This is a genomic window from Pseudoalteromonas sp. TP27 (assembly GCF_056470645.1).
The window spans coordinates 417538-433586 of sequence record NZ_JARDAK010000001.1 but is presented as its reverse complement, the minus strand read 5'-3'; the positions used below and the strand labels follow the sequence as shown (position 1 = coordinate 433586).

General features: G+C 39.9%; 11 protein-coding genes. 10 read left to right on the top strand and 1 reads right to left on the bottom strand.

Annotated elements, in window-relative coordinates:
• Positions 1-125: 125 nt before the first annotated feature.
• The 9 genes from PX700_RS01910 to PX700_RS01870 all read left to right on the top strand — a co-directional run bounded on the left by PX700_RS01910 (position 126) and on the right by PX700_RS01870 (position 14031).
• A complete protein-coding gene (locus tag PX700_RS01910) occupies positions 126-2381 on the top strand; it encodes an aminotransferase class V-fold PLP-dependent enzyme (protein ID WP_479519689.1) in 2256 nt (751 codons plus the stop codon).
• Positions 2382-2811: 430 nt separating this feature from the next.
• Positions 2812-4458, top strand: coding sequence for a glucose-6-phosphate isomerase (gene pgi / locus PX700_RS01905; RefSeq protein WP_479519688.1), 1647 nt, complete (start codon positions 2812-2814; stop codon positions 4456-4458).
• Between the two features lie 269 nt (positions 4459-4727).
• Complete coding sequence (gene zwf, locus PX700_RS01900; protein WP_415638418.1) at positions 4728-6200, top strand: glucose-6-phosphate dehydrogenase; 1473 nt, start codon at positions 4728-4730, stop codon at positions 6198-6200.
• Positions 6201-6202: 2 nt separating this feature from the next.
• The gene (gene pgl, locus PX700_RS01895; protein WP_415638419.1) at positions 6203-6913 is read left to right on the top strand and encodes a 6-phosphogluconolactonase; all 711 of its coding nucleotides are present in this window, start codon (positions 6203-6205) and stop codon (positions 6911-6913) included.
• Between the two features lie 336 nt (positions 6914-7249).
• Entirely contained in the window at positions 7250-7954 is a 705-nt protein-coding gene (locus tag PX700_RS01890; protein WP_479519687.1) for a SapC family protein, read from the top strand.
• A 290-nt stretch (positions 7955-8244) separates the two neighbouring features.
• Positions 8245-9276, top strand: coding sequence for an isoaspartyl peptidase/L-asparaginase family protein (locus tag PX700_RS01885; protein ID WP_479519686.1), 1032 nt, complete (start codon positions 8245-8247; stop codon positions 9274-9276).
• A 105-nt stretch (positions 9277-9381) separates the two neighbouring features.
• On the top strand, positions 9382-13269 hold the full coding sequence (hrpA, locus tag PX700_RS01880; RefSeq protein WP_479519685.1) for an ATP-dependent RNA helicase HrpA: 3888 nt from the start codon (positions 9382-9384) through the stop codon (positions 13267-13269).
• A 75-nt stretch (positions 13270-13344) separates the two neighbouring features.
• Complete coding sequence (locus PX700_RS01875) at positions 13345-13725, top strand: response regulator (RefSeq protein WP_415638422.1); 381 nt, start codon at positions 13345-13347, stop codon at positions 13723-13725.
• Between the two features lie 9 nt (positions 13726-13734).
• Complete coding sequence (locus PX700_RS01870) at positions 13735-14031, top strand: PilZ domain-containing protein (protein ID WP_415638423.1); 297 nt, start codon at positions 13735-13737, stop codon at positions 14029-14031.
• A gap of 31 nt (positions 14032-14062) precedes the next feature.
• On the opposite strand, the gene PX700_RS01865 is transcribed toward PX700_RS01870, so the two are convergent.
• On the bottom strand, positions 14063-15253 hold the full coding sequence (locus tag PX700_RS01865) for a class I SAM-dependent methyltransferase (RefSeq protein WP_415638424.1): 1191 nt from the start codon (positions 15251-15253) through the stop codon (positions 14063-14065).
• A 64-nt stretch (positions 15254-15317) separates the two neighbouring features.
• On the opposite strand from PX700_RS01865, the gene PX700_RS01860 reads away from it, so the two are divergent.
• Positions 15318-16049 carry an HD domain-containing protein gene (locus PX700_RS01860; protein ID WP_479519684.1) on the top strand — a complete coding sequence of 244 codons (732 nt, stop codon included), beginning with the start codon at positions 15318-15320 and terminating at the stop codon, positions 16047-16049.

Genomic DNA, 16049 nt, shown 5'->3' with positions numbered 1-16049 from the left:
AGACTTTTAGTCTAAAAAAGAATAGTAAACGCATCTCTAGTGCTAATTGATTATTACTCATTACCTGTAAATTTATGTACTATTGGTAATAAGATATATTTTTTAGTAATAAGGTGCGTTTTTTAATGTCTGAGTTTTTATTGCACGATGAGCCAGTAAAACAAGTTTACCTTGATGCAAACGCAACGACCCCTGTGTTGCCTTGTATAGCTGATGTTGTTTCTCATACCATGCAAATATGTTTTGGTAATCCTTCAAGCCCGCACATCACAGGTATTCAAGCCAAGCATTTATTAGAACAAACACGTCAAAAAGCACACACGGTTATTGGCGCAACTATTGGCGATATTTTATTTACCTCTGGCGCAACAGAAGGTATTCAAACTGCGGTGGTTTCAACGCTAATAGAGGCTAAAAAACACCCGATTAAAAACCCCGTATTGTTATATGGCGCTACTGAGCACAAAGCGGTGCCAAACACACTTAAGCATTGGAATAGCGTACTTGACGTTAATGCTGAGGTGCTTGCTATTCCGGTTGATAGCAACGGTATTTTAGATTTAGATTTTATAGCACAACATATAGATAACGCATTGATGATTTGCACCATGGCTGTTAATAACGAAACCGGTGTGTATCAAGATTTACCCGCTATTGAGCAGGTAATTCGTAGTCGCAATAAAAATGTATCGTGGATGGTTGATTGCGTGCAGGCGCTCGGTAAACAAGCGCTCGCGCTGAGCGATACAACAATAGATTATGCCCCTTTTTCTGGACATAAGCTTTATGCACCTAAAGGTATTGGCTTTTTATATATTCGTAGTGGTAGTGCGTACACGCCTTTTATAGCGGGTGGCGGTCAAGAAAGTGGTATGCGATCGGGCACCGAAAACCTACCCGGTATTGCAGGGCTAAATAAGCTATTTAGTATGTTGCTTGATAAGTCAGACGACACGTTTAAATCGGTTAGCGTACTTAATGCTTACCGAAGCCAGTTACAAAGCGCGATAAAAGATACCTTTGGCGATATTACATTCAATCATGATTTTGCTTATAGCGTGCCAACCACACTTAACTTTGCTGTTAACGATTTAACGAGCAAAGAAGTGATTGATTTATTTGACGCTGCGGGCATTCGCGTAAGCGGTGGCTCGGCTTGTAGTACGGGCGCATCAACAAGTTTTGTTTTAGATGCAATGGGGGCAAGTAAGTGGCAAAGCGAAAATGCGATTAGGCTATCGTTTGGGCCAGCGGCAACGCAGCACGATATAGATGATGCTTGTGTGCGTATTCGCGCATTAAAAGCAATTTTGCAAGCAAACTGTTTAATTGTGTCTGACAGCACTACACCACAACAAGAAGTATGCGCGCTTGGTTTAACTCAATTTAGGCATCAAGGGGCATGTAGTTGGCTTTATGTAAGCGATGATAAACACGCAGTTATAATAGACCCTATTATTGAGCTTATTCCGCGTTTTGAAAAAATAGCGAACACACAAAACTTAACTATATCAGCGGTGCTTAATACTCATCTTCATCAAGAGCGAGAGTCTGCGACTAATTTGCTTACCAGCGTTCTTGCATCAAGAGTTGTCAAAGGCGAGGTTGATTCGCTAGGTTGGCCGTTAAATACAGCAAATATTGGTTTGGCAAATGAAGTACTTGAAAAAGTAGCGACACCTGGGCACAGCAAAGATAGCATAAGTTATTTATTAAAAAACAGTAATGGTGAAACGCGTTACTGTTTTTGTGGTGATTTAATATTGCCTGCAGGGCTTGGTAATACATCGCTTATAGGTGGGGATGCAAAAGCAATGGCACACTCTATTTTAGTAATAAGTGAGCAACTTAATAACAGCAGTATTATTTGCTCAGGGCATGACTACCAGCAATGTTTTGCCATGAACTGGGCTGTACAACAAAGCCAAACGCCATTACTCAACGCGCTAGTGAACGGCAGTATTTCGGTTGATGAATTTGCAGTGCAAAAGCAGCAGTACGATGCTTCAAAAAAAGTAAATAACACGCAATTGTGTGGTTATGTAAATGCGTTACCTGAGGTTGATACACAGCAATTAAATTTTGATGACGCTAAAACAATGTTAAACACCAGCGATACATATTTAATAGATACTCGGGAGCCGTATGAGCACGGAGCAAATAATGTTGCTCAGTTATTTAATACGCTAGATGAAAAAACATTAAATATACCACTTAGCAGAATGGCAAATGCGGTATTTGAAGGCCAGTTAAACAAAAATAACAAGTACATTTTATTATGCCGTAGTGGCAACCGCTCAAAAGTTGCTGCAATTAACTTAATGCAACTAGGATATAAAACCGTTTATAACCTAAATGGCGGTTTAGCGCTTAGTAATTAAACAACGTTTGTAATTAGTACAAAATCGGCTTTAGGGCCGATTTTTTGTTTTTAAGGTTTATTTGTTCTAGAGATAAGCAAGCCATAGCAATTAGTGAATAATTATAAAAAGTAATTAGCGGGACTTATTTTAGCGGGGCTTATATGGCAGGACTTGTGAAAATTCATTAATATTTCATTTTTAGGGCTTAATGTTAGCTGGTACCTTTAAAACTGCGGATAAATTAATTTATAAAATTTTTATGATACCGGTGTCAAAAGCTAAAAATTGCGTTATCATCTGCATCTAAAATTATAAAAACAGCATTTTTTTTGCATTTTTAGTTATACTATTTACGCTTTAATTTAGTGTAAAAAAGCAATGTTAGTATTTTCGCTTTTATAAAAAATATTTTCAAATCAATAGATTGAAAGAATTAGAGGGTATATCCATGTCTAACCGAACGCAACTAGCAAGTTGGCAAGCACTAGAACAAAGTGCAGCTAAGATGAAACAAACACATCTAAAAACGTTATTTGCACAAGATGACACGCGCTTTTCTCAGTTTTCGACTCAAATACCGGGCGTATTATTCGACTATTCTAAGCAACTTATTGATAACGATGTTTTTGCTAACTTAATGTCGCTTGCTAAAGAATGCGATATTGCGTCGTGGCGCGATAAAATGTTTAGCGGTGAAAAAATAAATATCACTGAGGATCGCTCAGTACTACATACGGCACTTCGTAATCGCACTCATACTCCATTAATTGTTGATGGCGAGAACGTAACGCAAGCAGTAGATAACGAATTAGCTAAAATTAAAGTGTTTGTAGAAAAAGTTCGTAGTGGCAAATGGCTAGGCTATACCGGTAAAGCTGTAAAAGATGTTGTAAGTATTGGTGTAGGTGGTTCTAACCTTGGCCCACAAATGGCAACCGAGGCGTTAAAAGCACTTGCTGATGATACGTTAAATGTTCATTACGTATCTAATGCTGACGGCGTACAAATTTCGTCTATATTGAAAGCTATTGACCCTGAAACAACATTATTTGTTATTTCGTCAAAAACATTTACGACGTCAGAAACCATGACAAACGCTAAAACAGCGGTTGATTGGTTTTTACAAACAACAAAAGATGAAAGCACAATTGCTAAACATTTTGTTGCGGTAAGTACAAATTTAGAAAAAACAGCAGCCTTTGGTATCAGCGACGAAAACGTATTCACTATGTGGGATTGGGTTGGCGGTCGCTTTTCACTTTGGAGTGCGATAGGCTTACCAATTGCTTTATATTTAGGCTATGAAGCCTTTGAAGCCATTTTAGAAGGTGCCTTTGAAGTAGATGAGCACTTTAAAACCGCGCCGTTTGAACAAAATATACCATTAATTATGGCATTACTTAGCGTATGGAACACAAGCTTTTTAGGCTATACAGCCCAAGCTATATTACCGTACGATCAAGCACTGCATATGTTGCCTGCTTATTTACAGCAAGGCGAAATGGAAAGTAACGGTAAACACGTTAACTTTGCAGGCGAAACGGTACCTTATACTACAGTTCCAATTATTTGGGGCATGACGGGTATTAATGGTCAGCACGCGTTTTATCAGTGTTTACACCAAGGTAATGTAATTGTACCTGCAGATTTTATTGCATCAGTTAAGCCACAAGTGAATGTTGATAAGCATCACGATATTTTATTATCAAACTTCTTTGCACAAACAGAAGCGATGATGAGCGGTATGAATGCAGAGCAGGTTACCGCTGATTTAACCGCTAAGGGTAAATCGCAAGCAGAGATTGATGCGTTATTAAATCATAAAATTCATCAAGGCAATCGCCCTACAACATCTATGCTATTAGATACAGTAGATGCTAAAACAGTGGGTCGTTTAATTGCACTGTATGAGCACAAGATATTTTGCCAAGGCATTATTTTAGAAATATGTTCGTTTGATCAATGGGGTGTAGAGCTTGGTAAAGGTTTAGCATCTAAAATTGAAAGTGAACTCACTGATGAAAGCGTTAAACACGCTCATGATAGTTCGACAAACGGCTTAATGGCGTACTATAAGCAAAACCGTACGCAATAAAAAATTCGCTTACTCAAGTAAGTAAACCGAGTACCTTTGAACGGGTAGCGCTGGAGTGCTTAGGGTCTGTATTTTTGTGAGAGGAGATACAGGGCCCCTAAGGCTCATTTAATAAGCGCAATGATAAAAAATAACAATAAATCATCGATACAGAACAATTCAGCAGGCTTTTATTTAAGTACAGCTATGAAAGCCATCTAATCTAGCAATAAATAGGCATACCCGCGCATTTATAAAATGTACTGGGTATCACAACGTAGAGAGTAACTATGCTTAATCCTTTTGATATTATAATTTTTGGGGGCGGTGGTGATCTTGCGTTACGCAAATTGCTACCTGCAATGTACAGAGCATATCAAGAAGGTAACTTACCTGAAGGCTCACGTATCCTACCAACAGTGCGCGAAGAATCTAAACGTGCTGAATACATAGAAACAGCGCATAAAGCATTACAAGAATTTTTAAGCAAAGGCGAGTTTAACGCTAAAGATTGGAAAGCGTTTTCTACTTTTCTAGTGCCAGTGGTAAGTAATGTTACAGAAGCAGATGACAACTGGGATGTGCTAAAAGGCATTTTAGATGAGCACGAAAGTACTAAGTCTCGCGTGTTTTATTTATCGCTTCCGCCTGCTGTTTACGGCACATGTTGTGAAATATTATCAACTAAAGGTTTAATTACCCCTACATCACGTGTTGTTGTTGAAAAGCCAATTGGTTATTGCGGTGATTCTGCTGAAGCAATTAATGGAAAAATTGCAGAGTTTTTTAACGAAGAGCAAATTTTCCGTATTGACCATTACTTAGGTAAAGAAACAGTACAAAACTTAATGGCGCTGCGTTTTTCAAACTCATTGTTTGAAAATATGTGGGATGCTAAATCTATTGATAACATTCAAATTAGCTTATCAGAAACGGTTGGCCTTGAAAGCCGTGCTGGTTTTTACGATAAAGCGGGCGCACTTCGTGACATGGTTCAAAACCATTTGTTACAGCTACTGTGTTTAGTTGCAATGGAAGCGCCTAATAAGCTTAATGCTAACAGTATTCGTAACGAAAAATTAAAAGTATTAGAAGCACTTCGCCCACTAGTAGGTGGTGATGTTGATGAAAATATTGTGCGTGGTCAATACGTACCAGGTGACTTAAACGGTAAAATTGTACCGGGTTACTTAGAAGAGCTAAATGAAGGTTCTAGTAAAACAGAAACGTTTGTAGCTATTCGTGCGCATATTGATAACTGGCGCTGGGCGGGTGTTCCATTTTACCTTCGTACGGGTAAACGTATGGCTAAGCGCTGTGCAGAAATTGTGGTTGAATACAAAAAAGTATCACACAATATTTACGAAGATAACGTGGGTAACATTGAGCCAAACCGTCTTGTTATTCGCTTGCAGCCAGAGGAAACCATTCAATTAACGCTTATGTCTAAGCGTCTTGATAACCTTCAAATGCAACTTGAACCCGTAACAATGAACATTGAGCTTTCACAAGCTTACAGTAATGGCTTTCACTCAGATGCGTACAAACGTTTAATGCTTGATGCTGCTGCAAATAACCCATCGTTATTTATTCACCGTGATGAAGTTCGTCAAGCGTGGAAATGGATTGATCCAATTATTGACCGCTGGCAAGACAAAGGCAAACCTGCGCTTTATCGTTCTGGTAGCTGGGGTCCTGAAGATGCGGATGAATTATTGGCAGAAAAAAACCACGTATGGTTTAACACAGGCGATAAGGTATAAGCATGGCAACATTAGTTGAAAAGTTTTTTGACGATAAAGACGCGTTAACAGCTGAGCTTTCTGCAACGCTTGAGCAATCACTACGTGATGGTATTAAAAACGATGGCCGTGCTGTATTAATGGTATCGGGAGGCTCGTCTCCTGCGCCTGCGTATAAACATTTATCAACGCTTGATTTAGACTGGCAACATGTTGATGTTGCTATGGTTGATGAGCGCTGGGTAGAGCCAAGCCATGAAAAAAGTAACGAAGCTTTTATTAAAAGTACATTATTACAAAACTACGGTAGCGCAGCTAATTTTATTACGATGAAGAACGCAGCTGCAACGGCCCAGCAGGGCGCACAAGAGTGTGAAGAGGCTTATAGCGAACTAAAAAGCCCATACGATGTAACTATTTTAGGCATGGGCCCAGATGGCCATACCGCGTCGTTATTTCCAAATGCAGACGGTTTAGAGCACGGTTTAACAACCACACAATCAGTGTGTGCTATCAATGCAATACAAAGTGATGTGACGGGTAGTATCACTGAGCGAATGACACTTACTTTAAATGCCATTGCGCAATCTAAAGTGGTTAAGCTTTTAATTAGCGGTGAAGAAAAACTCGCTGTTTATAAGCAAGCAAAAGCGGGAGGTGATGTTAACGACATGCCACTGCGCGCTGTGCTTAATCACCCAAGTATAAATATTGAAGTATATTGGGCACCTTAATTTAGGTGCTAATTTAACTTTTAAAGGCCGCTTATGTAAGCGGCCTTTTTTATTTGCTCAAATTTAAGTCTAAACACGGCAAAAAAATAGTCCTGAACTGTTAACCAATGTTAATGAGTAACTTTGGTTTGTATTAAAATCAACCACGAAGTGTGTTGTTTTTGCACAAAATTTATGAATTTGAGTTGTGTGTTTTTTAGCAACGCTAAGATTTGGTTAGATTTTATTTTTTCATGGTCGTTGTCATAAAAGTTTCCCTTCCTTTTCTTGCTCAAAAGCATTAGCCTAAAGGTATTAACAATGAAACATATAAATTAAAATAAACGGAGCAGTAACATGGCGGAGCAACAAGTACAGCCTTTACACAACGAAAAACATGCCAACACTAAAATTCAAAACGGCATCAATGTAGAATTTATGAAAACTCAACATTTAGTGCCAGTAGTAGCACATGAGTTTGCACGCGTAGCAAACGAGTTTCCAATGTCATTCGTTAAAAATAACGAAAGCGGCACTTTTCAAGCTGTTGCTATGTTTGGCTTAGAGCCAGGCGAAAACCTTTTTGTAGAAGATGGTAAATGGACTGCAGCATTTGCACCTATGGCAACGACTCGTTACCCACTGGGCTTAGTTAAACACCCAGATCAAGATCAATACGGTATCGTAATTGACGAAGCAAGTTCGCTTGTTGGTGAAGACGAAGGCAATGCATTATTTGAAAACGGCGAAGAAACAGATTACTTAAAACGTCGTAAAGAAGCGCTTGTATCTTTCATTGAGTTTTCTCAAGTAACTGAAGCGTTCACTAAATTCCTTGCTGATAAAGAGCTACTCATTGCACAAACGCTAACAGTAGACATTAAAGGCGAGAAAAAAGACATCAACGGTATTTACCTTATCGATGAGAAAAAGCTAAACGAGTTAAGCGATGCTGATTTCCTTGAGCTTCGTAAACGCGGTTACCTCGCACCAATTTATTCTTTCTTAACGTCTACGCATCAAGTAGCACGTTTAGCGCGTTTAAAAGCTAAACAAGCTTAATTATACCAATTGCATTAAATTAGTGAGCTATTATAGCGATAAGAAAATGGCTCAATAACAAGGCTAAAATTATGATACATAGTTGTTCTATATAAATAATTTTCAACGTAGTTAGTGAGCTATTTAATACGCTAGAATGATCATGTTTTTAATAAAATTGGTATTACAAACACGTTAAATTTTAAAAAGCGCCTTAAGGCGCTTTTTTTATGCCATTAAACTCACTTTAGTTGAAATTAAGCCGGCAACCATTCACATTAGTTTATAACTTCCCCATAAAAGAATTTATTATGAAAACACCCTTATTAGCAATTTTTGCAAGCAGCCTTATAGCCTTAAGTAATAGCGCATTAGCTGCAGAGACGCCGTTTGCCATTGCGATTCATGGTGGGGCAGGGACAATCGAAAAAGCACGATTCACACCGGCTCAAGAAAAGCAGTACCGCGCTAAATTAACAGAGGCCGTAGAGACCGGTTATAAAGTATTGCAGCAAGGCGGTGAAAGCTTAGATGCGGTAACAGCGGCCATTACAGTATTAGAGCAATCGCCTTATTTTAATGCAGGGCGCGGAGCGGTATACACTTATGATGGCGGGCATGAGCTTGATGCATCCATAATGGATGGTCGAAACCGTGAAGCCGGCGCTGTTGCAGGTGTAAAACATATTGAGAGCCCGATTAAGTTAGCGCGCTTGGTAATGGATAACTCTGTGCATGTAATGCTTAGCGGCCAAGGCGCCGAGGAGTTTGCTAAAGAGCAAGGTATTGAGCTTATCGAAAATAACTTATTTGATACTGAGCCTCGTTACAAAGCGCTTTTAAAAGCAAAACAAAAATTAGATAAAGCCAAAGCAACCAGCAAAGAGTATCAAGCAGCGCACAAAGCATTACCTAATAACTATAAAATGGGCACTGTGGGTGCCGTGGCTCTTGATAAAAACGGTAATTTAGCAGCGGGTACATCAACAGGCGGTATGACCGCAAAACGTTATGGCCGTGTGGGTGACGCGCCAGTAATTGGTGCCGGGACATTTGCTGAAAACGAATCGTGTGCTGTATCGGCAACCGGGCATGGTGAGTATTTTATTCGCTATAACGTAGCAAGTGATATTTGTGCACGTGTTAAGTATCAAAATAAAACGATTGAGCAAGCAGGCGATGAAGTTATTAACCAAGTACTTGCGCCGATTGGCGGTACGGGTGGTGTAATTATTGTTGATACGAAGGGAAATATTAGCTTACCGTTTAATACCTCGGGTATGTATCGCGCGAGTAAATCGAACACACAAGCGACCTATGTAGGTATATTTAACGACGAATAGCGCATAAGTACATATATCTGGGCAGTTATGCGCTTTGTAGGATTAACCCTGAGCATTTAGTTTGATACAATTAATGCTCTATTATTAATATTATAAGGTATGCGGGTGGTTAACCTAGGTCAGTTGTTTGGCGAGCTAAAAACGTGCTTGAAAAAAGATCAATTTATTTTTAAAAAACGCTTACATGGCGTAAAAAAAATAACCGATGAAAACAAGCATGCCAACGCGCTTGAAAAAATAGCGGCTGATATAACCCGTAGCCAAGAATTACGTGATAAACGCTTAGCGGGCCTTCCTAAAGTGACTTACCCTGAGCAATTGCCAGTAAGTCAAAAAAAGGATGTAATTAAAGACGCCATTGCAAATAACCAAGTGGTTATTATTGCCGGTGAGACGGGCTCAGGTAAAACAACGCAAATACCGAAAATGTGTTTAGAGCTTGGCCGTGGTGTTGATGGCTTGATTGGTCATACGCAGCCTCGCCGATTAGCTGCGCGAACAGTGGCTAATCGTATTGCTGAAGAAATGAAGTGTGAACTTGGTCAGCAAGTCGGTTTTAAAATTCGTTTTAGCGATCAGGTTTCTAATAACACCTACGTTAAACTCATGACTGACGGTATTTTACTGGCAGAAATTCAGCAAGACCGTTTTTTAAATCAATACGACACCATCATTATAGATGAAGCGCATGAGCGTAGTTTAAACATCGACTTTATTTTAGGTTACTTAAAAAACCTACTTCCAAAACGCCCTGATTTAAAAATAATTATTACGTCTGCGACCATTGATCCTGAGCGCTTTTCAAAGCACTTTGATGATGCGCCCATTATAGAAGTATCGGGTCGTACTTTCCCCGTTGATGTACGTTACAACCCAACGGCCGATATTAATAAAGAAGATATGGAAGCCGAGGGTGATCAGCTGCAAGGTATATTTGATGCGGTTGATGAACTGTGCGCAGAAGGCCCTGGCGACATACTGATATTTTTAAACGGTGAACGTGAAATACGCGATACCGCTGATGCACTTAGCAAGCGTAATTTAAAACACACTGATGTATTGCCACTTTACTCGCGCTTATCTAACGCAGAGCAAAACCGTATATTTGCACCGCATTCTCGTCGTCATATTATTTTATCAACTAACGTAGCCGAAACGTCACTAACGGTGCCGGGTATTCGTTATGTAATCGATCCAGGTACTGCGCGTATAAGCCGTTATAGCTATCGTACAAAAGTGCAGCGCTTGCCAATAGAACCTATATCGCAAGCAAGTGCTAATCAGCGTATGGGTCGTTGTGGACGTGTTGAGGCCGGTATTTGTATTCGCTTGTACTCTGAAGATGATTTTTTATCGCGCCCGGAGTTTACCGACCCTGAAATACTGCGTACTAATCTTGCCTCGGTTATTTTACAAATGTTGGCGTTAGGGCTTGGCGACATGGCGCAATTTCCGTTTGTGCAAGCGCCAGATAGCCGTAATATAAGCGATGGTTTATCGTTATTAGAAGAGCTACAAGCAGTAAAACCAGACAAACGCGATAGCAAAACCAGTTTAACTCAATCGGGTAGAGAGCTTAGCCGATTACCGGTTGACCCTCGTTTAGCTAAAATGGTGCTCACCGCTCACAAACTTGGCGCATTGCGTGAAGTGATTATTATTGTGGCGGCGTTGTCGATTCAAGATCCCCGCGAACGCCCACAAGAAAAACGTGCCGCAGCAAACGAAAAGCATGGGCGCTTTGATGACCCAGATTCAGATTTTATCGCTTTTTTAAACTTATGGAATTACCTAGAAGGGCAGCAAAGCGAGCTAACCAACGGCCAGTTTAGAAAGTTGTGTCAAAAAGACTTTTTGGCCTATATGCGCCTGCGTGAGTGGCAAGATATTGTTTATCAAATAAGTACTGTGTGTAACGAAATGGGCATGAAAGCAACCAGCCAAGCGGCTGATGGCGAACTTGTTCACAAAGCGTTATTAAGCGGAATGCTAAGCCATATAGGCTTTAAAGATGAGAAACAAATATACAAAGGCGCACGTAATAGCCAGTTTCATATTTTTCCGGGTTCAGGCTTATTTAAAAAGAGCCCTAAATGGATAATGTCGGCAGAGCTGGTAGAAACCAGTAAGTTATATGCCCGTACAAATGCAAAAATAGATATTAACTGGGTAGAACCATTAGCACAGCATTTAGTAAAACGTAGTTACACCGAGCCACACTGGGAGAAAAAACCAGGTGCGGTAATCGCGTTTGAACAGCAAACTCTGTATGGCCTACTCGTTGTAAATAAACGCCGCTGTGTTTATAGCAATATTGACCCTAAAGTGAGCCGAGAGCTTTTTGTACGCACCGCATTAGTTGAGCAAGAGCTGGGCTTAAACGAGAGCTTTTTAGCATTTAACCGTGAGCTTATTGAAGATATTCAAGTTTTGGAAAATAAATCACGTCGCCGTGATATTTTAGTTGATGAGCAAACCTTATTTGAGTTTTACGATAAAAAAATACCTAAAGAAATTAATAACCGCGCTGCATTTTTAAAATGGTATAAAACACAAAAACAACAAAACAAACATTACTTACACATGACTCGCGAAGAGTTAATGCAGCACGGCGCAAGTAATATCACTGAGTTTGACTACCCTGATACATGGCAGCAAGACAATATTATATTGCCGCTTGCTTATCACTTTGATCCAGGACAAGCGGTTGATGGTGTTGCGGTACAAATACCGGTAGCGCTTTTAAATCAAGTGCAAGAGAGTGGTTTTGACTGGCACATACCTGCATTTAGACATGAGCTAATAAGTGGGCTTATAAAGTCATTGCCTAAATCGCTTCGCCGTAATTTTGTGCCAGCACCTAATTATGCGGATGCAGTGCTTGCAGCTATTGAGCCAATGCAAGGTGGTTTAATTGATGCCTTAACTACGCGTTTACTAAGAATGACAGGTGTAAGAGTTGATGCAGAAGCGTGGGATTTGACCGCGCTTGCACCGCATTTACGATTGCAGTTTGAAGTACGTGATGAGCACGATAAGTTACTTGCACGAGGACTTGATTTAGCCAAACTTAAAGCAGAGCTGCAAGGTGAAGTCACCGAAACGCTGTCTAAAGTAGCCGATAAAGGCATTGAAAAATCAGACCTAACACAATGGGACTTTGGTGAATTACCCGCTTCTTATGTGAAAAAACAAGGTCAATACGAAATAAAAGCATACCCTGCGCTGGTGGATAAAAAATCAGCTGCTGCAGTGGAGCTTTTTGATAGTGAAGCCAAAGCACAGCAAGCACATCAACAAGGTTTGCGCCGTTTAGTTCTATTAAATGTGCCGTCGCCAATTAAATACTTACAACAAAACTTACCGAATAAGGCAAAGCTGGGTTTGTATTTTAACCCATTTGGTAAAATAGCTGATTTAATTGATGACTGTATAGCGGCAGGCGTTGATAGCTTATTAGTGAAACACGGCGATATACGCGACGAAAAAGCATTTGAAACAGTAAAAGAGCAAATACGTGGTGAGCTCGGTGATGCGGTTGTATCTATTGCAACGCAAGTTGAGCAGGTATTAAGTATTGCTCATACGCTGCATAAAAAAATGAAAGGGCGAGTAGATTTAACCATGATCACCGCACATGGCGATATAAAATCACAGCTTGAGTCGCTTATATTTAAAGGTTTTGTAAGCGCACATGGAGCAGATAAAATAACGGATTTAATTCGTTATTTAAAAGCGATTCAAAAACGTCTAGAAAAACTGCCTGTAGATCCTAATCGAGATAGATTATGTGTATTGGAACTGGATAAAGTTGCTCAAGAGTATAAAAAAGTAGTTAATAAAACACCTAAAGGCTTGCCTATACCACAAGAAGTAACCGCTATTTTTTGGATGCAACAAGAGCTTAGAGTGTCTTTATTTGCTCAAACGCTTGGCACACCTTACCCAATATCGGCTAAACGGGTTCTCAATGCGATAAAAGAGATAGAATAAAACTTGCATTTTCTATTAAGCTTAGTACCTTAATAGAAGGATTTATTTTTGTTTTGAAAAGGAAGCGACATAGTTATGTCCTCATCGATTGAACATAAAACAAAGCGGCTATTAGTGGTAGATGACGAGTATTTTAATTTTGAAATGCTTAAAGCTGCACTGGCGTCGAAATTTGATGTTAGTTATGCAGATTCAGGGCAAAGTTGCCTTGCATCGGCAATTGCGAATCCGCCAGATATAATTTTGCTTGATGTTTGTATGCCTGGTCTTGATGGTTATGATACATGTCGGATGCTTAAGCATACTCCTGAGACAAAAAATATTCCTGTTGTTATGGTATCAGGTCTTGAGTCTCCATCTGAAAAAAAAGCAGGGTTTGATGCTGGTTGCAACGCATATGTTGTAAAACCATTTTCAGTGGGCGTTTTATTAGAAGAAATTAATACAGTTGTTTAGAGGGAACTTATGTTTAACGATGACAAACGAAATTTTAGGCGTATGCAGGTAAATACGACTGCAAATTTAACGAGTATAGAACCAATAGCCGGCTTGAGTTATACCGCAGAGTGTGTAGATTTAAGTGCAACGGGATTGTCACTTCATTTGGATGATTTTCTCGAACTAGACACTATCTTGTCTGTCGATATAGCATCTACTCATCCAAGTATTGAGCCGTTAAAGGCAACAGCAAAAGTAATACGTGCCAGCAAAGAAGATGATGGCACGGTAACCGCAGGACTTGAAATCATTCAGTTTAACTAAGTCGAATCCAGTTAAACTCAATGATTAGATATTAAAAAACCTTACAGATTAAGCCTTTTAAGTAAAAGCCTTCAGGGTAGCTGCCAGCAATTGGGTGATCGGCTGCCTGGTTTAATCGCTCCATTATAAGTAGGTCTTTACCTGCATCAAGTGCCGCATCGGCGACTACTTTTTGAAATAAGTTTTGTTCCATTAAACCAGAGCATGAGAATGTTAGTAACGTTCCGCCTGGCTTTAATATTTGCATAGCAATCATGTTGATATCTTTATAACCACGACACGCACCCGTTAGCTGCGCTTTATTATCAGCAAACTTTGGTGGGTCCATTACGATGGTATCGAACTGTCTGCCTTCGTCGCGGTACTGGCGTAGTAACTTAAATACATCCTGCTTAACAAAGCTTACTTTGTTTAAATCTAAGTTGTTGTGCTCAACATTACGTTTTGCTGTATCTAAAGCCGGTTGCGATACATCAACATTAGTTACATGCTCGCATCCACCACGTAGGGCGTACAACGAGAACGTACCTGTATAACTAAAACAGTTAAGTACCGTTTTGCCTTTTGAAAAGCGTTCAAGTGCGGCGCGGCTATCGCGTTGATCTAAGTAAAAGCCTGTTTTATGTCCGTCTATTATATCGACTTCAATTTTAAAACCGTTTTCATCAATCAGAACTGGCTGTGTTGGTTCATTCCCCCACAGAGCACCCTTAATTGGCTCTAAGCCTTCTTTAGTACGTACTTCTACGTCTGAGCGCTCGTATATGCTACTGCCCGGGAAAATAGACATCAACGCGCCAACAATCTCGCCTTTATGACGCTCAGCGCCAGCACTTAGTAGCTGACACACTAATACATTATCAAACTTGTCGATTGTAACGCCTGGTAAGTAATCAGATTCAGCAGCACATAATCTAAAGCCCGTTAACCCGCCTTCTTCAATTACTTGGCTACGTGCTTCTAATGAGCGACGTAAACGGCGTTCAAAAAAGTTTTGGTCGATGACTTCTTTTTCGTCAAAGCTCCAAACACGTGCGCGAATTTGTGAATGAGGGCTATAAGCAGCCGTTGCTAAAAATTTACCTTCACTATCGTGAATTGTTACTGTGTCGCCTAATCCTGGTTTACCTTTAATTTTTTTGATGGCTTTTGAAAATAACCAAGGGTGTTTTCTTTTTAATGATTTATCGCGACCAGCTTGTAGGTAAACGGCAGATGACATAGGGCTTCTCAGTAGTAATAAATAAGCGCTGTATTTTAGTCAAGCAGGGCTCAACATACAATGAATGTTTTGCAAGGGGAGCATAAAGCACGGTAAAGTACGGATAATTCATCCATTCATTAGATTTTGGAACCTAATAGTGCCTGACGCCGTTTTAAGCCCCGATTTAGAAATACTTAATTCACAATGTAGAGAATTTATAACCTCTTTGGTGTGTGCCGATGTAGCTCACGATATTACCCACATAGAACGGGTGGTGCGCGTTGCAATACAGTTATGTAATGCAGAGCAGGCAAACATGTCAGTTGTATTGCCTGCAGCATGGATGCACGACTGTGTGGCAGTTGCTAAAAACCATCCCGATCGCGCAAAAGCTTCTACGATGGCAGCCGATAAGGCATTGGAATTTTTAAAATCTATTAATTATGACGAGTCACTTTTTGATGAGATTCATCATGCCATTGCGGCGCATAGCTTCAGCGCAAATATAAAAATTAAAACAATTGAGGCACAAATAGTACAAGATGCCGACAGAATGGATGCATTGGGTGCTATTGGCGTGAGCCGGTGTATGAAAGTAGGCGGCTCAATTAGTCGTTTATTGTATAACCCAGAAGACCCTTTTTGTATTGAACGCGAGGCTGATGATAAAACATACACACTTGATCACTTTTTTATAAAGTTATTACATATTGCCGATAGTATGAATACGCCATCAGCTAAAGCCGAGGCAAATAGACGTACAGCATATATGCGTGAGTTTTTAGAGCAATTAAAGTCAGAAATTGGTGAGTAA